General features: G+C 74.2%; 13 protein-coding genes. 7 read left to right on the forward strand and 6 right to left on the reverse strand.

The features are described 5' to 3' along the window. Positions 1–50: 50 nt before the first annotated feature. Entirely contained in the window at positions 51–1,535 is a 1,485-nt protein-coding gene (locus tag ACIGO8_RS04285) for an SWIM zinc finger family protein (RefSeq protein ID WP_399723541.1), read from the forward strand. A gap of 42 nt (positions 1,536–1,577) precedes the next feature. Beyond that, a complete protein-coding gene (locus tag ACIGO8_RS04290; protein WP_399723543.1) occupies positions 1,578–3,164 on the forward strand; it encodes a DUF5691 domain-containing protein in 1,587 nt (528 codons plus the stop codon). Positions 3,165–3,717: 553 nt separating this feature from the next. On the opposite strand, the gene ACIGO8_RS04295 is transcribed toward ACIGO8_RS04290, so the two are convergent. Further along, the gene (locus tag ACIGO8_RS04295; RefSeq protein WP_399723545.1) at positions 3,718–4,125 is read right to left on the reverse strand and encodes a cobalamin B12-binding domain-containing protein; all 408 of its coding nucleotides are present in this window, start codon (positions 4,123–4,125) and stop codon (positions 3,718–3,720) included. Positions 4,126–4,353: 228 nt separating this feature from the next. Here ACIGO8_RS04295 and ACIGO8_RS04300 point away from each other — a divergent pair, with 228 nt between their 5' ends. Together ACIGO8_RS04300 and ACIGO8_RS04305 are read left to right on the forward strand one after the other, a co-directional pair. Then, positions 4,354–5,151, forward strand: a complete 798-nt coding sequence (locus tag ACIGO8_RS04300; protein WP_399723547.1) for an esterase/lipase family protein — start codon at positions 4,354–4,356, stop codon at positions 5,149–5,151. A gap of 220 nt (positions 5,152–5,371) precedes the next feature. Then, entirely contained in the window at positions 5,372–6,880 is a 1,509-nt protein-coding gene (locus ACIGO8_RS04305) for a M23 family metallopeptidase (RefSeq protein WP_399723549.1), read from the forward strand. 98 nt (positions 6,881–6,978) lie between these two features. Here ACIGO8_RS04305 and pcrA read toward each other — a convergent pair whose 3' ends face one another. Next, the gene (gene pcrA, locus ACIGO8_RS04310; protein WP_399723550.1) at positions 6,979–9,429 is read right to left on the reverse strand and encodes a DNA helicase PcrA; all 2,451 of its coding nucleotides are present in this window, start codon (positions 9,427–9,429) and stop codon (positions 6,979–6,981) included. Positions 9,430–9,722: 293 nt separating this feature from the next. On the opposite strand from pcrA, the gene ACIGO8_RS04315 reads away from it, so the two are divergent. Next, positions 9,723–10,868 carry an NlpC/P60 family protein gene (locus ACIGO8_RS04315; protein ID WP_399723551.1) on the forward strand — a complete coding sequence of 382 codons (1,146 nt, stop codon included), beginning with the start codon at positions 9,723–9,725 and terminating at the stop codon, positions 10,866–10,868. 117 nt (positions 10,869–10,985) lie between these two features. Here ACIGO8_RS04315 and ACIGO8_RS04320 read toward each other — a convergent pair whose 3' ends face one another. After that, positions 10,986–11,339: a hypothetical protein gene (locus ACIGO8_RS04320; RefSeq protein ID WP_399723553.1), complete on the reverse strand. Its 354-nt coding sequence runs from the start codon at positions 11,337–11,339 to the stop codon at positions 10,986–10,988. 343 nt (positions 11,340–11,682) lie between these two features. Between ACIGO8_RS04320 and ACIGO8_RS04325 the strand changes: the two genes are divergently transcribed. Then, on the forward strand, positions 11,683–12,774 hold the full coding sequence (locus tag ACIGO8_RS04325; RefSeq protein ID WP_399723555.1) for an NlpC/P60 family protein: 1,092 nt from the start codon (positions 11,683–11,685) through the stop codon (positions 12,772–12,774). A gap of 57 nt (positions 12,775–12,831) precedes the next feature. Here the strand turns inward: ACIGO8_RS04325 and ACIGO8_RS04330 are convergent, their stop codons facing one another. Beyond that, positions 12,832–13,560 carry a LuxR C-terminal-related transcriptional regulator gene (locus ACIGO8_RS04330; RefSeq protein WP_399723557.1) on the reverse strand — a complete coding sequence of 243 codons (729 nt, stop codon included), beginning with the start codon at positions 13,558–13,560 and terminating at the stop codon, positions 12,832–12,834. Next, a complete protein-coding gene (locus ACIGO8_RS04335; protein WP_399723559.1) occupies positions 13,557–14,825 on the reverse strand; it encodes a PspC domain-containing protein in 1,269 nt (422 codons plus the stop codon). Before ACIGO8_RS04335 ends, ACIGO8_RS04330 begins: the two co-directional genes overlap by 4 nt. Positions 14,826–14,981: 156 nt before the next feature. On the opposite strand from ACIGO8_RS04335, the gene ACIGO8_RS04340 reads away from it, so the two are divergent. After that, positions 14,982–16,484, forward strand: coding sequence for a PspC domain-containing protein (locus ACIGO8_RS04340; RefSeq protein ID WP_399723561.1), 1,503 nt, complete (start codon positions 14,982–14,984; stop codon positions 16,482–16,484). A 156-nt stretch (positions 16,485–16,640) separates the two neighbouring features. Here ACIGO8_RS04340 and ACIGO8_RS04345 read toward each other — a convergent pair whose 3' ends face one another. Beyond that, on the reverse strand, positions 16,641–17,210 hold the full coding sequence (locus tag ACIGO8_RS04345; protein ID WP_399723563.1) for a DoxX family protein: 570 nt from the start codon (positions 17,208–17,210) through the stop codon (positions 16,641–16,643). Between the last annotated feature and the right edge of the window lie 96 nt (positions 17,211–17,306).

Raw genomic sequence — 17,306 nt, forward strand, 5'->3', positions numbered from 1 at the left:
TCAGGGCCGCTCCGAGGGCGTTGTCAGTGGCGGCCCGTACGGTCGTTCGTATGACTGAGCAGGGGGTGCGCTGGACGGCGGAACAGGTGCTGGCACTGGCTCCTGACGACGCGTCGCGCAAAGCGGGGGGCAAGCTGGGCTCGGCCGGGCCGTGGTCCGGCACGGGCTCCGGCGGCGGGGCCGTGTGGGGCCTGTGCAAGGGCAGCGGCAGAACGCCGTATCGCACGGTGGTGGACGTCACGGGGCCCGCGTACACGTGCAGTTGTCCGAGTCGGAAGTTCCCGTGCAAGCACGCGCTGGGGCTGCTGCTGCTCTGGGCGGACGGCGGTGTCGACGCCGTCGGCGGTGACGAGGACGTCAAGGCACCGGACTGGGCGGAGGAGTGGCTCGCGGGCCGCCGCGCCCGGGCGGAGGCCGCCCGGGCCGCCGCCGACGCGGGCGGTCCGGGCGACCCGGGCCCGGCCGATCCCGAGGCGGCGCGCCGGCGGGCGGAGCGCCGGGCGGCCCGGATCACGGCGGGTGCGCAGGAGTTGGAGCAGCGGCTCGCCGATCTGCTGCGCGGCGGGCTGGCGTCGGCGGACCGCCCGGGGTACGGGCTGTGGGAGGAGACGGCGGCCCGCATGGTCGACGCGCAGGCGCCCGGACTGGCGGGGCGGGTCCGGGAGTTGGGCGCCCTAGCGGGATCAGGGCCGGGCTGGCCGGTGCGGCTCCTGGAGGAGTGCGCGCTGACCCATCTCCTCGACCGGGCCTGGCTGTCCGCCGACCGGCTGCCGGGTCCGCTGGCCGCGACGGTACGCAGCCGGGTGGGCCTGACGGCCCCGCCGGAGGGTCCCGTGGTGCGGGACCACTGGCTGGTGCTCGCGCAGTACGACTCGTCCGACAGCCGCCTGACCACGCGCCGCATCTGGCTGCACGGCCGGAGCACCGGCCGTACGGCCCTGCTGCTGTCGTTCGGCCCGGTAGGACGCTCGCCCCAACTGGCCTTTCCGGTCGGTGCGGTCGTCGAGGCCGAGCTCCGACCGTACGAGGCGAGCGGCGGTCTGCGCGCCGAGCTGGTCGAGCTGGTCGAGCAGTTCGCCACGCCCGCCGTGCCCGCCCCGCCGCCCGTCGGCGGTCCCGTCGCCGCCGCCCTCGCCGCCTACGGCCGCGCCCTGCGCGAGGATCCCTGGCTCGACACCTGGCCGGTCACCCTCACGGACGTGGTCCCGGCCCGCGCGGAGGACGGCTGGCAACTCGCGGACGCCCGGCCCCCGGCGGACGCTCCGGGCTCCGCGGGCGACGCGGGGCACGTGGCGCACGCGGTGGCGCCGCATGCCGACGAGCGGCCGGACACCGGCCTCCCGGCCGCGGGCGAGGCGCCGCGGGAGGCGATACCGCTGACCCGGGCCGCGCAGAACCATCCCGGTCTCTGGCGGCTGGTCGCCCTGTCGGGCGGGGCGCCGGTGACCGTGTTCGGCGAGGTCGGGCACCAGGGCTTCAGGCCGCTCGCGGCCTGGGCGCCGGACGCGCCCGGCGAGACGGTGCCGCTCGTCTGAGTGTCGTCGACCGGTCCGGAACACACCTCTGGAGGAGAGTCCATGGACGCCTGGGAAGAGCTCGTCACGTCGGCGCTGCTGGGCACCGACCGGAAGCCGCTCGCGCGGCACGACGCCGGGGACGCGGCGCCCGTCGCGCTGCTCGACGCCGCCGCCGTGCACACCGTACGGCGCAGGGCGGGGCTGCGGCCCGGGCCCGCCGCGCCGCCGCTGGAGGCCGCGCCGGAGGACGGCCGCCGACGGCTGCCGGAGGCGGCCCGGCGCCGGCTGGCGCAGTTGCTCGCGGGCCGGGCCGCGCCCGCGCCGTCCGGAGGGCGGCGCGGAGCCGCGCCGGACCTGGCCGAGCTGCTGCCGCAGTGGCTGGCCGCCGCCAACGAGCACGGTTACGGCGCGCCGGCCGCCGCGCTGCCCGCGCTGCTCGACGCCGCCCGCGCCAGGACCGACCTGCGGCCGCAGGCCCTGGCCTTCGCCGGGCCGCGCGGGCTGTGGCTGGCCCGGCTCAACCCGGACTGGAAGTTCGCGCTGCGCGGCGCCGGCGCGGGCGGCGCCCTGCCCGACCCGGCCGACCCGGACGGCGTGACGGCGCTGTGGGAGGAGGGCCTGTTCGCGGAGCGGGTCGCCCTGCTCTCGGCCGTACGGGCTCGGGACGCGGACCGGGGCCGGGAGCTGCTCGCCGGCACCTGGGCCGCGGAACGGGCCGAGGACCGGCTGATGTTCCTGGACTCGCTGCGGGCGGGGCTGAGCGCGTCGGACGAGGAGTTCCTGGAGGCGGCCCTGGCCGACCGCAGCCGCAACGTGCGGGCGACGGCCGCCGAGCTGCTGTCGGCGCTGCCGTCCTCCGCGCTGGCCGCGCGGATGGCGGAACGCGCCGCGTCGTGCGTGTCCCTCGACCGTACGGAGGGCGCCGAGACGATCGTCGTGGAGGCGCCGCACGAGTGCGACGCGGGCATGCGGCACGACGGAGTGGTCGCGACGCCGCCGACCGGGCGCGGTGAGCGGTCCTGGTGGCTGGGCCAGCTGGTGGAGGCGGCGCCGCTCGACTGCTGGCCGGCGCGGTTCGGCGGGCGCCGGCCGGAGGAGATCGTCGCGCTGCCGGTCGCCGACGACTGGCGGGCCGAGCTGCACGCGGCCTGGTGCCGGGCGGCGGTGCGTCAGCGCGACGCGGACTGGTCCCGGGCCCTGCTCGGCGCGCCCGCGTCGCCGCAGACCTCCGGTCCCGGCACGTCCTCGCTCGCGGAGCGGGCCCAGCTGCTGTCGACGCTGTCACAGGAGGAGCGGGCGGCGTGGGTGGCGGCGTTCATCGCGGCGCACGGCCTGTCGGAGGCGTTCCAGCTGCTCGGCGTGTGCACGGTGCCGTGGTCGGAGGAGCTGGGCCGGGCGGTGGTGGACGCCCTGGACATCGCCCGGGACGCGGGCAGCTACCCATGGAGCTTCAGCGGGGTGATGGGCCTGGCCGAACGCTGCCTGTCACCGTCGGCCGCGCCGCAGCTGGCCGCCCTCACGGCCCTTCCGGCCGAGCCGGAGGACGCCTCCCCCGGCGCCGCGGCCTACTGGTCCGAGGCCTTCCAGCGCCTGGTCTCCACCCTGGATCTGCGCGCGGCGATGCACGCGGAACTGGCGCCGGCCTGACCAGCGGCCCCACCGGGCCGCCGATCGTGCGAGCGGCAGCGCCGGCCCGGTCACCCGGGCGGCGGGTACGACCGACAGCGTGCGGCCCGGCGCGCCCGCCCGTGCCGAACGCACGCCGGCGCCCTCCCGGCCCGTCGGGCCGGGCCGCACCAGCGCCCGTCGTGTCCGACCAACCGGCCCCCAGGCCGCCACCCGGACCGCAAGGCCGCCAGGCCACAGGCCGCAAGCCGACCGGCCGTCAAGCCGCCAGGCCACAGGCCAACCGGCCGCCAGGCCGACCGGCCGCAGACCGCCAGGCCGCAGACCGCAGGCCGACCACCAGGCCGCAGACCGACCGGCCGCCAGGCCACAGGCCGACCGGCCGAAGACCTACCGGCCGCAGGCCAACCAGCCGCCAGGCCACAGGCCAACCGGCGCCAGGCCGCAGGCCGCAGACCAACCGGCCGCAGGCCGACCGGCCGCAGGCCGACCGGCCGCAGACCGACCGGCCGCAGGCCGCAGGCCGTCAAGCCGCCAGGCCGCAGGCCAACCGGGCCGTCAGGCCGACCGGCCGTCAGGCCGCCGCGCGGACGTTCGCGTTCACCCAGTCCACGATCGACGTCGTCGTCGCGCCCGGCGTGAAGATCTCCGCGACGCCCTTCTCCTTCAGCGGTGCGATGTCCGCGTCCGGGATGATGCCGCCGCCGAAGACCTTGATGTCCTCCGCGTCGCGCTCCTTCAGGAGCTCGATGACCTTCACGAAGAGCGTGTTGTGGGCGCCGGAGAGGATCGAGAGGCCGATCGCGTCGGCGTCCTCCTGGATCGCCGTGTCCACGATCTGTTCCGGGGTCTGGTGCAGACCCGTGTAGATGACCTCCATACCCGCGTCGCGCAGCGCCCGCGCGATCACCTTGGCCCCGCGATCGTGGCCGTCGAGACCCGGCTTGGCGACCACCACGCGGATCGGACCGGTCACACCCATCACTGCCTCCACATGCGACCCCCGGGCTTCGTTGCCGGGGAGGTGAACGAACGTTATCGCCAGCATCCCGCACCGGCCCGTTTCGCGGTGGGCAGCGAGGGGGAAATCACACGTGGGACGTTTTTCGCTCCCTGGAGGAGCCGCCACGGGGTCGCCGTATCACCGTGCCGCCGCCAACCGCACGGCACGGAGGTGCGGCGCACCGTCGTACCGGGACGGAGGTCGGCGATGGATCTCGTTCCCACCGCACGTCTGAAGGCCACCGCACTGGAGCTCGCGGTGCTGGCCGGCCATCTGTTCCTCTACCCTTCCGGGCTCGTCGCCGAACGTCGCCAGGCGATTCCGGAGCGTGCCGGCGACCGGTCCGCCACCCGCCCGGTCGTCCTGCTCCACGGCTTCGTCGACAACCGCTCGGTCTTCGTGATGCTGCGCCGCGCGCTCGCCCGGCACGGCCGTGACCACGTCGCCTCGCTCAACTACTCTCCGCTCACCTGCGACCTGCGGACCGCCGCCGAGGTGCTCGGGCGGCGGGTCGAGAAGCTGCTCGCCCGGACCGGTCACACCGAGGTCGACCTGGTGGGCCACAGCCTGGGCGGTCTCATCGCCCGCTATTACGTGCAGTGCCGCGGCGGTGACGCCCGGGTGCGGACCCTGGTCATGCTGGGCACGCCGCATTCCGGCACCACGTTCGTGCCGCTGCTCGGCGACGCCCATCCGCTGGTGCGGCAGATGCGGCCCGGTTCGGAGGTGCTGCGTGAGCTCGCGGGCCCGGCGCCGGGCTGCCGGACCCGGTTCGTGAGTTTCTGGAGCGATCTGGACCAGGTGATGGTGCCGGTGGAGACGGCCCGGCTCGACCATCCGGATCTGCGGGCGCACAACGTGCGCGTCAGCGGCATAGGGCACCTGGCGCTGCCGGTGCACCCGGCGGTCGCGGCCGGCATCCTCGAGGCGCTCGACGAGGGCGGGCGGTCGGGCGAGGCGCGCGACGGGCAGGCCGGGGCCGCCGGGGCGGCATCGGTGGCCTGACGGGCCGACAGAGCACCGCCGTTCTTCGAACGTTCTTCGAACACAGAGCCAAAGGTCTCTCCGCAACCCGCCGAAAGACGGCCGATTGCCCGTTTCCTGGCAGCTCGAAACCCGGCGAAGATTGTCGGGCGCGCATACCGCCGGGTACAGTCACGCCACTGCTTGGCCCTCCGCTCAAGCCCTTGCTTGACCCCCTGCTGCCGAGGCGAGAGAGAAGTTGGTGAACGACCAGCACCCCCACGCCGGGTACGTCACGGACGCCACCCAGACCACGGGCAGCTTCGCCGTCGACCCCCTGTTCGGCACTTATGACGCCGGCTACGACGCAGGTCAGAGCGGCTACACGGGATACACGGAGTACGCGGAGTACGCACCGCACTCCGACCAGCAGCAGCACGGATACAGCGGTTACAGCGACTACAGCGGCGGTCAGTGGGACAGCGGCTCCTACGGCTCGTACACCGCCACCGGCCAGTGGGACGCCACCGCGTGGACCGAGGCCCAGCAGACCGGCACGTACGAAACGGCCGCCTTCGCCTCCCAGGATGCGCACGCCTCGTACGACACGTACGACGCCACCGGCCAGTGGACGACGCCCGGCTTCGAGACCGGCAGCTACGACGCCACCGCCTGGAACCAGACCGCCGGCGCCACGCCCGAGCCGGTCGTCCCGCAGCAGTACATCCCGGAGCAGTACTCGCCCGAGCAGTACGCCTCGGACGAGCAGTACGCCCCCGAGGAGCACTACGCCCCGGAGCACACCGCCGAGTTTGCCTTCGACGAAGCGCAGGACCTCCACGGCACCCAGGACGCGCACGACACGCACGGCTACGCGGCCGAGACGTACGAGGACGCCTTCCACAACGCCGAGACCATGGTCGCCCTGGAGATCGATCCGGACCTGGCCGGGCCCTCCCCGGTGCCGAGCGACGCCGAGCTTCCCGCCCGGCCCGTACGCCGTTCCGGCGGTGGCGGCAGCCGCGGCCGGCGCCGTACGCCCGCCAAGCGCTCCGCGCTCCTGACGGTCGCCGTCCCGTCCGCCTGTGTCATGGGCGTCGCCGGCATCGCGGCCGCCTCCGTCGGCGGCCTCACCGACGGCGGTTCCGACGCCAAGGACGACACGACGTCCCTGGCCGCCGCCGACCCGGCCTCCGTGAAGCAGGTCGCCGCCAACAGCGAGCTGGACACGCAGCTCGCCGCGCTCAGCGCCGACGCCCGCGACTTCGGCGACCGCGCCAGCCGCACCCAGGAGCGCATCGACCTGAAGCTCCGCCAGGAGGCGGAGAAGAAGAAGCGCGAGGAGGAGGCGGCCCGCAAGGAGGCACTGCGGCCGAAGTTCCTGCTCCCGGTGAAGCTGCACCAGCTCAGCGCCCGCTACGGCCAGGCCGGCGTCAACTGGATGTCGCTGCACACCGGCATCGACTTCCCCGTGCAGTACGGCACGCCCGTGATGGCCGCGACCGACGGCACCGTCCGCACGCAGTGGAACAGCGCCTACGGCAACATGGCGATCGTGACGTCCCCGGACGGCACCGAGACCTGGTACTGCCACCTCAGCAGCACCAAGATCCGCTCCGGCAAGGTCAAGGCCGGCGACGTCATCGCGTACTCCGGCAACTCCGGCAACTCCACCGGCCCGCACCTCCACTTCGAGGTCCGGCCGAACGGCGGCGCGGCGATCGACCCGCTGCCCTGGCTGCTGCGCCACGGACTCGACCCGACCAGCTGACGCCCGTACGACACCTCGTACGCGGACCCGCACGGAAGCACCTACGCGAAGGGGCCCCGCCGACATCCGGCCGGGGCCCCTTCGCGTACGCCGATCCGCTACAGCTTCTCGACCGGCGCGTACCGCAGCAGCAGCCGCTTCGGCTTCTCGTCGCCGAAGTCGATCGTGGCCTGCGCGTCCGCGCCCGCGCCCGTCACGGCCATGACCGTGCCCAGGCCGAACTGGTCGTGGGTGACCCGGTCGCCGACCTGGAGCGAGATCACCGGCTTGTCGCTGGTGCGGCGGGTGGCGAAGCCCGAGGGCCCGGAGCGGGAGCGCGAGGAGGAGAGCGAGGACGTGATGCCCGAGGTCGGCCCGGCCGGCTTGGCCATCGGACCGCTCCGCTTCCACTCCAGATACGTGGCCGGGATCTCCTCCAGGAAGCGCGAGGCCGGGTTGTACGAGGGCTGGCCCCAGGCGCTGCGCATCGCGGAACGGGTCAGATACAGCCGCTCGCGGGCGCGGGTGATGCCCACGTACGCCAGGCGGCGCTCCTCCTCCAGCTCCTTGGTCTGGCCGAGGGCCCGCATGTGCGGGAAGACGCCGTCCTCCATGCCGGTGAGGAAGACGACCGGGAACTCAAGGCCCTTGGCGGTGTGGAGGGTCATGAGGGTGATGACGCCCGAGCCCTCCTCGTCCTCGTCGGGGATCTGGTCGGAGTCGGCGACGAGGGCGACCTGCTCCAGGAACTCGGCGAGCGAGCCGCCTTCCTCGCCGCGCTCCTGCTCGAACTCCAGGGCCACCGCGGCGAGTTCCTGGAGGTTCTCGATGCGGGTCTCGTCCTGCGGGTCGGTCGAGGCCTGCAACTCGGCCAGGTACCCGGTCCGTTCGAGCACGGCCTCCAGGACGACGGCCGGGCCGGCGCCGGAGTCGACGATGGTGCGCAGCTCTTCCATGAGGGTGTTGAAGCGCTTGACGGCGTTGGCGGAGCGGGCCGCCATGCCGTACGCCTCGTCGACGCGCTTGAGCGCCTGCGGGAAGGTGATCTTCTCGCGCAGCGCGAGGGCGTCGATCATCGCCTCGGCGCGCTCGCCGATGCCCCGCTTGGGGACGTTGAGGATGCGGCGCAGCGGCACGTTGTCCTCGGGGTTGGCGAGGACGCGCAGGTAGGCGAGGACGTCGCGGACCTCCTTGCGCTCGTAGAAGCGCACGCCGCCGACGACCTTGTAGGGCAGTCCGACGCGGATGAAGATCTCTTCGAAGACACGGGACTGCGCGTTGGTGCGGTAGAAGACGGCGACGTCGCCGGCCTTGGCGTCGCCGGTGTCCGTGAGCCGGTCGATCTCGTCGGCGACGAACTGGGCCTCGTCGTGCTCGGTGTCGGCGACGTATCCGGTGATCTGCGCGCCGGCGCCCGCGTTGGTCCACAGGTTCTTGGGGCGGCGGGACTCGTTGCGCTCGATGACGGCGTTGGCGGCGGACAGGATCGTCTGGGTGGAGCGGTAGTTCTGCTCCAGCAGGATCGTGGTCGCGTCCGGGTAGTCCTCCTCGAACTGGAGGATGTTGCGGATGGTCGCGCCGCGGAAGGCGTAGATGGACTGGTCGGCGTCGCCGACGACGCACAGCTCGGCCGGGCCGAGGTCCTCGTACCCGGTGCCGACCAGCTCGCGGACCAGCGTGTACTGGGCGTGGTTGGTGTCCTGGTACTCGTCGACGAGGACGTGCCGGAAGCGGCGGCGGTAGTGCTCGGCGACGTCCGGGAAGGCCTGGAGCAGGTGGACCGTCGTCATGATGATGTCGTCGAAGTCCAGAGCGTTGGCCTCGCGCAGCCGCGCCTGGTACATCCGGTAGGCCTCGGCGAGGGTCTTCTCGAAGCCGTCGGCGGCCTGGTCGGCGAAGCTCTCCTCGTCGATCAGCTCGTTCTTCAGGTTGGAGACCTTGGCGCTGAAGGACTTCGGCGGGAAGCGCTTGGGATCGAGGTCCAGGTCGCGGCAGACCAGCGCCATCAGGCGCTTGGAGTCGGCGGCGTCGTAGATCGAGAAGGAGGACGTGAAGCCGAGGCGCTTGGACTCGCGGCGCAGGATGCGCACGCAGGCGCTGTGGAAGGTGGAGACCCACATGGCGTTGGCGCGCGGTCCGACGAGCTGCTCGACGCGCTCCTTCATCTCGCCGGCGGCCTTGTTGGTGAAGGTGATCGCCAGTATCTGGCCGGGGTGGACGTGCCGGGTGGCCAGGAGGTGGGCGATGCGGTGGGTCAGCACCCGGGTCTTGCCGGAGCCGGCGCCGGCGACGATGAGCAGCGGGGAGCCGGTGTGGACGACGGCGGCGCGCTGCTGCTCGTTGAGCCCGTCCAGGAGCGCGGCGGGGTCCACGACGGGCCGGTGGGCGCCGTCGCGGTAGTACGCGTCCCGGCCGGCCGGGGGCGTGTCGAAGTGGTCGCCGAAGAGGTCGTGCGGGACCTCCTCCGCGGCGTGGGCGCCATGCTCGGCGTCCTCGGGCGGGGGCGGGGGCTCCTCCGCGTGGTGCTGGAGGCTCGCCAGGAAGCTGTCGTCAAAGAGGCTGTTGCTCATCGCACCCACGAGTCTAGGGGGAGCCACTGACAGCGCGCCGCCCCCTCTCAAAGTCACCGATGCGGTACGGAGGGTGCCCGTCCGCATCAGGTCACGAAAATGTATCGGGCATATCGAACATCGGCCTTCCCAGCCGTCCCGCGGCTCGCTAGCGTGCTCGCCCAAGCAGCCCGACCCCTACCGGTCTCCACCGTCGGCGATCCACGCCGAGCGGGCCGCCCACGCCGGACCCGGCCCTGCCCCGCGGCAGTCGAGCCGCCGTGTGCCGGTGTCCACGGAAGGAGAGGCCGGCCTTGGCGTCCCACCGCAAGCCGCGCACGCCCCGCTCGCACGCTCCCGCCGTCGGCGTCACGACGGCCGCCCTCGCCTCGCTCACGGCCTCGGTCGCGCTGCTCCCGGCGCAGAGCGCCCACGCGGCCCCGGCCGCGCCGAAGCCCCGGCCGACGGTGGAGGAGGTGCAGAAGAAGGTCGACCGGCTGTATCAGGAGGCCGGCGCCGCGACGCAGGAGTACGACCGGGCCAAGGAGGCCACCGACCGCCGCAGGCGCGAGGTCGACCGGCTCCTCGACGACGTGGCCCGCCGCACCGAGGAGATCAACACCGCGCGCCGCGCCCTCGGCTCCTACGCGGCGGCCCAGTACCGCACGGGCGCCGTCGGCCCGACCGCGACGCTGATCTTCGCGGACAGCCCGCAGGACTACTTCGACCAGCGGCACCTGATGGACCGGCTCTCCGAGCGGCAGCGCACGGTGGTCGCGGACTACGAGGACCGGCGGGCCGCGGCGGCCGGGCTGCGGGCGAAGGCGTCCCGGAGCCTCGCGGAGCTCACCGCCTCGCAGGAGAGGCTGCGCGCCGGCAAGCAGGTCGTCCAGGGCAAGCTCGCCGAGGCGCGCACGCTGCTCGCGCGGCTGACGGCCGAGGAGAAGGCGCGGCTCGCGGAGCTGGAGCGGCGGCGCGAGGCGGAGGCGCGCCGCAAGGCGGAGGAGCGGGCGAAGGCGGAGGCGGCGGCCGCGGCGGCGCGCAAGCGCCAGGAGGAGACCCGGCCGGCGCCGAGGCCGACGGTGCCCGCGCCGTCCGGTACGACGTACGCGGCGAAGGCCGCCGAGGCGCTGGCCTTCGCGCGGGCCCAGATCGGCAAGCCCTACGTGTGGGGCGCGACCGGCCCGAGCTCGTACGACTGCTCCGGGCTCACCCAGGCCGCCTGGCGGGCGGCGGGCGTCGACCTGCCGCGGACGACCTGGGACCAGGTGAAGGTCGGCGACCGGGTCGCGACGGACGACCTGCTGCCCGGCGACCTCGTCTTCTTCTACGACGACATCAGCCACGTCGGTCTCTACATCGGCGGCGGGAAGATGATCCACGCGCCGAAGCCGGGAGCGTACGTGCGCGAGGAGTCGATCTACTACATGCCGATCTACGGGAGCGTGCGCCCGGTCTGAGGCCCTCCGCTCGGACCCTGAGGCCGTCCGCTCGGACCCTGAGGCCGTCCGCCCGGGCCGCCGGCCTCAGCCGGAGCGCCGGTCCGGCCCGGAGGCCGCCCGGACCCGGAGGGCCGCTCAGACCCAGAGGGTCGCGATGAAGATGTTCGCCATGGTCAGGCCGCCGACGGCGCCGAAGAGGCCCTTGTCGATCTTCTCCTCGTCGCGCTTGACGTAGACGAGGCCGAGGATGACGACGAGGACGGCGAGCTTGATGCCGATCTTGACGTTGTTCACGGTGTGGTCGTCGGCCTGGTTGAGCCCGACGAGGGCGATGCCGGTGACGAGCATGGTCAGGGCGCCGTGCAGCATCGCCGGGGTGAAGCGGGCCGTACCCGCGCCCATCGCCTTCATCTGGGTGAGGAATCCGCCGAGCAGGGAGCCGATTCCGATGATGTGCAGGGCGACGAAGACATGAATGAGTACGTCCATGAGGCGGAGCCTAACCGGGGCCATAGCACCGCCTTCGGGGCGGGTCCACCTTGTCCGGCGCTTCGGTCAGGCGGCTGCCGCAAGCACCGCCGTGCCGCCGGCCCGTCGAACAGGAACGGTCACGGAACGCCATCGCGCGCCAATAACGGTCAACACGCGGCGGCCGGACGCCGCCCAGGTTTAGCGTCCTGCCCCAGGTGGCCGGCTCCCCACCACCGCCGGAACCCGGCGGCTGTCGGCCGCCCCCGCCGAGAAAACCGGCGGCGGCCCGTCTCCCCTGTGCGGGCCGCCGCCGGCCCCGGCGGGCAGCGACCCCCACAGGGAGAGGATGTGACCCGCCCTCGTGGCAGCGCACCGCAAGCCCAAGCACTCCCCGCTCGGTCCGCTCGGCGGCCAGGCCGCCCGCACCGCCGCCACCCTGGCGCTCGCCTCCGCGGCCACCGCGACCCTCTTCGAAGGCTCCGGGCAGGCCACGCCCCGGCCGACTCCCGCGCAGGTCAGGTCGCAGGTCGACCGGCTGTACGAGGAGGCCGAGGCCGCCACCGAGCAGTACAACGGGGCCAAGGAGCGGGCCGACCGGGCACGGGCCGCCTTCGACCGGCTGCGCGACGAGTCCGCCCGCAGGACCGAACGCCTCAACCGCTCCCGCGACGCGCTCGGCGCGATCGCCGCCGCCCAGTACCGCTCCGGCGGGCTCGACCCGGCGGTCCAGCTCGCGCTCACCTCCGACCCGGACGAGTACCTGGAGCGGGCCGCGCTCGCCGAGAAGGCCGGGGACCGGCAGGCGGCGGCCATCGCCTCCGTACGGCGTGAGCTCGCAGCCGTACGGCAGCTGCGCGGCGAGGCGGAGACCCGGCTGCGCGAACTCCAGGCCCAGGAGGCGGAGCTGCGGCGGCAGAAGGCGGCCGTGCGCGGCAAGCTGACCGCGGCGCGCGAGCTGCTCGACCGGCTCACGGCCGAGGAGCGGGCCCGCTACGAGGCGGCCGCGGCCGGCCGGGACGGCGCGGGCGCCGCGGCCGGCACGGGAACGGCGGCGGTCAGGGCCGACCGCGGCTCGGCGGCCCGCGGGCCGGTCTCGGCGCCGAACACCCGCGCCGCGGAGGCGATCGCCTTCGCCCGGGCGCAGCTCGGCAAGCCGTACGTGTGGGGCGCGACCGGCCCGTCCGCCTACGACTGCTCGGGCCTCACCCAGGCCGCCTGGCGCGCCGCCGGAGTCTCCCTGCCCCGCACCACCTACACCCAGATCAACGCCGGCCGCCGGGTCTCCCGCTCCGAACTGGCGCCGGGCGACCTGGTCTTCTTCTACTCCGGCATCAGCCACGTCGGTCTCTACATCGGCGGCGGGCAGATGATCCACGCCCCGCGCCCGGGCGCCCCGGTCCGGGTCGCCCCGATCGACGAGATGCCCTTCGCGGGCGCCACCCGGATCGGCTGACGGGCCGGCAACGGCCCGGCCGGCCTGATCGGCTGACGGGCCCGCACGGGCCCGCGACTACACCAGGCGGCGGGCGGTCGCCCAGCGGGTCAGCTCGTGCCGGTTGGAGAGCTGGAGCTTGCGCAGCACCGCCGAGACATGGGACTCGACCGTCTTCACCGAGATGAACAGCTGCTTGGCGATCTCCTTGTACGCATAGCCGCGGGCGATCAGCCGCAGCACCTCGCGCTCCCGCTGGGTGAGCCGGTCCAGGTCCTCGTCCACCGGCGGCGCGTCCGTCGAGGCGAAGGCGTCGAGGACGAAGCCGGCCAGACGCGGGGAGAAGACGGCGTCGCCCTCCTGGACGCGGAAGATGGAGTCGACCAGGTCGGTGCCGGTGATCGTCTTGGTGACATAGCCGCGGGCCCCGCCGCGGATCACGCCGATCACGTCCTCGGCCGCGTCCGACACCGACAGGGCCAGGAAGCGGACCGGGTCCTCGGGCGCCGCCATCAGGCTCGCGCAGCGGCGCAGCACCTCGACGCCGCCGCCGCCCGGCAGGTGGACGTCGAGGAGGACGACCTCGGGCCGGGTGGCGGTGATCACGGTGACCGCCTGGTCCACGTCGGCGGCCTCGCCGACCACCTCGACGCCGGTCACGTCGGTCCGGCCGATCTCGGCCTGCACGCCGGTGCGGAACATCCGGTGGTCGTCGACTAGCACGACCCGCACCCGGCGCCCCGCGCCCCGTGCCGCCGTCCCGCTCCCGGCCTCGATCCCGGTCTCGGTCCCGGTCTCGTCGCTCATCCGTCCGCCCTCTCCATCTCCAGCTCCACTTCGGTGCCCCCGCCCTGAGCGGACCGCAGCCGCGCCGATCCGCCGTTGCGTTGCATCCGGCCGATGATCGATTCTCGTACGCCCATCCGGTCGGCCGGCACGGCGTCCAGGTCGAAGCCGGGCCCGCGGTCCCGCACGGAGACGAAGACCGTCCGGCCCTCCACCTCCGCGTAGACCTGGACCGGCCCGCCCTCGCCACCGTACTTGGCGGCGTTCACCATCGCCTCGCGTGCGGCCTGGAGTTGGGCGGCCAGCTTCTCGTCGAGCGGGCAGTCGCCGACGACCACGACCTCCAGCGGGACTCCGTGCTTGTCCTCGACCTCGGCCGCGGCCCGCTTCACGGCCTCGGCGAGCGTGGCCGGCTCCTCGTCCTCGTCCTTGCCGGTGCCCTCCGGCTTGTACAGCCAGTTGCGCAGCTCGCGCTCCTGGGCGCGGGCGAGCCGGCGGACCTCGCCGGCGTCGTCGGCGTTGCGCTGGATCAGCGTGAGGGTGTGCAGCACGGAGTCGTGGACGTGGGCGGCGACCTCGGCGCGCTCCTGGGCGCGGATGCGCAGCGTGCGCTCCTCGCTGAGGTCCTGCGACATCCGCACCAGCCAGGGACCGGCGAGCAGCGCGATGCCGGTGAGCACCGCGACGGCGGCGGTCAGCGCCGTGCCGAGCTGGGTGATCGAGCCGCGGACCACGAGGAAGACGGCGAGGCCCGTGCCGACCAGGGCCACGCCGACGAGGCCGCGGACCAGCTGGAGGACGCGCCGGCGCCGGTCGGGGTCGGTCCAGCTGGCCCGGCGGGCGTTGTCCGCCTGCCGCCAGACGAGGACGACACCCACACCGATCAGCAGCGACGGCCAGACATAACGTCCGGCCTGCTTGTCGACGTCGAGATTGCCGACGAACACGGAGATCCCGAGCGCGAGCGCGACCAGCGCGAACACCTGCCCGCGGTCGGGCTTGCGTAGCCGTCTGCGGCCGTCCGGGGTGGTCTCGAACACGGGGCGGGGCGCGGCGCGGCCGCCGACGCCGAGCGGCACGACGATCCAGAACACCGCGTACAGCAGGGCGCCGAGCCCGTCCGCGAGCATCAGGGCCACGAAGAAGGCGCGAACCCAGATCACGGGCAGGCCGAGATGGCCTGCGAGACCGCGCGCGACACCGCCGAGCCACCGGCCGTCGGCGCTTCGATAGAGCCTGCGCACGGGCGGTTCGTCGATGTCGGTGACACGGGCGGATGCGGACATGCACTGATCGTCACACGTTCGGCGGCCCCACGGCATCAGGGTCGGCCCGGATATCGACCCTGGAACGGTCTCGGGGTCCGGCCCCGGCGGAAGATCAGGGTCAAGGCAGGGTCGGCCCCGGTGCCGCGGCGGGTCACGGGCCGTCACCATGGAGGCATGACGAGTTCCACGCCTTCGCACCACGAGGCCCCGCCGGCGGCGGAGGTCCCGCCCGCCCCGCCGCTGCGGCGCTCGCGCGGGCACAAGGTCGTGGCCGGGGTGTGCGGCGGTCTCGGCCGGCACTTCGACCTGGACCCGGTGATCTTCCGTGTCGCGCTGGGCGTGCTCGCGGTGACCGGAGGCGTCGGGCTGATCTTCTACGGCTTCGCGTGGCTGCTGGTCCCGCTCGCGGACGAGGAGGAGAGCGAGGGCCGCAGGCTGCTCACCGGCCGAGTCTCGGGCTCCTCGCTGACCGCGGTGCTGACGGCGCTGGTGGGCTGCGGCATCTTCCTGTCGATGCTGCACAACGGCGGGACGCTGGCGTTCGCGCTCGTCCTCTCGCTCGCGCTGAGCGGCGCCGCGGTGTGGTCGCAGCGCCGGCCGGCGGTCGCCGCGACCGCCGAGGAGGGCGGCCGGATAGACCCGGCCGCCGCCCTCGCGGTCGCCGACGCGCCGCCGGAGACCAAGGCGCCGCCGGTGGTGGAGTTCCCGTCCTGGTGGCGCGACCCGATCGTCAAGGACGGTTCGACCGGCAAGGTGGCCATCGGCTATCTGTGGGGCCCGCACGGCATCGTCGACCAGGACGGCAGGGTCGACGGCGTGGTGCCGACACCGGGCGGCCAGTGGGGTCCTGGTCCGGGCGCGCCGGGCCGGCCGGCGCCGTCGCGCCGGGTGGACGCGAGCCCGCCGTCCATCGGCGGCCTGGTGTTCCTGCTCGCGCTGCTGGCGGGCGGCCTGGGCACGGGCCTGTCCTGGTCGGGGCATCCGCTCGGCACGAGCGTGCAGATCGGTCTGGCGGCCGCCCTCGCGGTGATCGGCCTCGGCCTGGTCGTCAGCAGCTTCCTCGGCCGCACCGGCTTCGGCACGCTGTGTCTGATGGTCCTGACGGCGGGTCTGCTCGCGGTGGCCTCGGTGCTGCCCAAGGAGATCTCGACGGTCTGGGCGCGCGAGACCTGGCACCCGGCCGCGGTCGCGGCCGTGCAGCCGCGGTACGAGCTGGGCACGGGCATCGGCACGCTCGATCTGTCGGACCTCGCCGTCCCGGCGGGGACGACCGTCACGACGGGGGTGGAGGTCGGCGCCGGCAAGCTGAAGGTGATCGTGCCGCGGAACGCGACGGTGAAGCTGCGGGCCCAGGCGGGTCTGGGCGACCTGCGGCTGCCGCCGGACCACGCGACCCGCTCCCCCGCCGCGCCGGTGGCCCCGCCCGCCCCGTCCCGCCCCGCCGCGCCGTCCGCGCCGGGCCGGGCCTCCGGGCAGCCGTCCGTGCCGCCCGCGCCGTCCCTGGCGCCGGCGCCGTCGGCCGAGCCCACGGAGCCGGCGGGTGACATCGACATCGCGCCGGACCTCGACGAGAGCCGGACGCTCGCCCCGCCGCCGGGCGTCACCCCGGGCGGCATCCTCGACCTCTCGCTGGAGGTCGGCGTCGGACAGGTGGAGGTCATCCGTGCTGCTGCATGAGTTCCGGCCCGGCCGGCTGATCCTGGGCGCGGCGGCGCTGGCCCTCGCGGCACTGTTCGCGGGCGACGCCGCCGGCGCCTGGTCGGTCGCGTGGTACATGGTGATACCGGTGCTGGGCGGGGCCCTCGGCCTGGCGGCGTTCGCCTCCTGGACGGCCTATCTGATCCGGCGGCGGTCGGCGAGCAGGGCGTCGAGCGAGAGCACGGGCGCGCCCGCGAGCAGCAGCGGGAGCCAGGACATGAGATAGGCGAGGTCGTTGCCGAGGTAGTAGGGGTTGACCTGCCAGCTGACCGTCAGCCAGAGGCTCAGCGAGATCAGCGCCCCGCCGAGCGCGGCCACCCGGGCGAAGAGGCCGAAGAGGGTGCCGATGCCGACGGCGAGCTCGCCGAGGGCGATGGCGTAGCCGAAGCCGACCGGGTTCTTGAGGGCCAGGTCGACGAGGGCGGGAAGCGCCGAGGTGTCGCGGACGCCCCGCATGACCTCGCCGATCGACTCGGGGCCGGTGTCCGCGAGGAAGCCGGCGTCGGTGAGCTTGTCGAGGCCGGCGTAGATGAAGGTGATGCCGAGGAAGACGCGCAGCGGCAGGAGCGCGTAGCGGGAGGCGTACGCCTTCCACCCGTCCAGGCGCCCGTCGAAGCGCCCTTCGGGACGCCCGTCGCCACGCCCTTCGGGACGCCCGTCGTCGTCCGTGCCGCCGGACCTTCCGAAGCCACTGAATCCCGCCATCTCCGGCCGCCTCTCCACGCCCTGCGTCGCTGTCCCGGGACGATTGTCCCCGGATTCCCTGTGACGGGTGAGGTGCGGGCGCGGGGAAGTCGGCGG

This window comes from Streptomyces sp. NPDC053493, assembly GCF_044544825.1.
Classification (GTDB): domain Bacteria; phylum Actinomycetota; class Actinomycetes; order Streptomycetales; family Streptomycetaceae; genus Streptomyces.

What these genes read in the sequence shown, in the direction of transcription:
- ACIGO8_RS04330 (WP_399723557.1), bottom strand. Translation starts at nt 13,560, where the DNA reads ATGAGCGACGAGACCGGGACCGAGACCGGGATCGAGGCCGGGAGCGGG.
- ACIGO8_RS04335 (WP_399723559.1), bottom strand. Translation starts at nt 14,825, where the DNA reads ATGTCCGCATCCGCCCGTGTCACCGACATCGACGAACCGCCCGTGCGC.
- ACIGO8_RS04300 (WP_399723547.1), top strand. Translation starts at nt 4,354, where the DNA reads ATGGATCTCGTTCCCACCGCACGTCTGAAGGCCACCGCACTGGAGCTC.
- ACIGO8_RS04295 (WP_399723545.1), bottom strand. Translation starts at nt 4,125, where the DNA reads ATGGGTGTGACCGGTCCGATCCGCGTGGTGGTCGCCAAGCCGGGTCTC.
- ACIGO8_RS04285 (WP_399723541.1), top strand. Translation starts at nt 51, where the DNA reads ATGACTGAGCAGGGGGTGCGCTGGACGGCGGAACAGGTGCTGGCACTG.
- ACIGO8_RS04345 (WP_399723563.1), bottom strand. Translation starts at nt 17,210, where the DNA reads ATGGCGGGATTCAGTGGCTTCGGAAGGTCCGGCGGCACGGACGACGAC.
- ACIGO8_RS04290 (WP_399723543.1), top strand. Translation starts at nt 1,578, where the DNA reads ATGGACGCCTGGGAAGAGCTCGTCACGTCGGCGCTGCTGGGCACCGAC.
- ACIGO8_RS04340 (WP_399723561.1), top strand. Translation starts at nt 14,982, where the DNA reads ATGACGAGTTCCACGCCTTCGCACCACGAGGCCCCGCCGGCGGCGGAG.
- pcrA (WP_399723550.1), bottom strand. Translation starts at nt 9,429, where the DNA reads ATGAGCAACAGCCTCTTTGACGACAGCTTCCTGGCGAGCCTCCAGCAC.
- ACIGO8_RS04320 (WP_399723553.1), bottom strand. Translation starts at nt 11,339, where the DNA reads ATGGACGTACTCATTCATGTCTTCGTCGCCCTGCACATCATCGGAATC.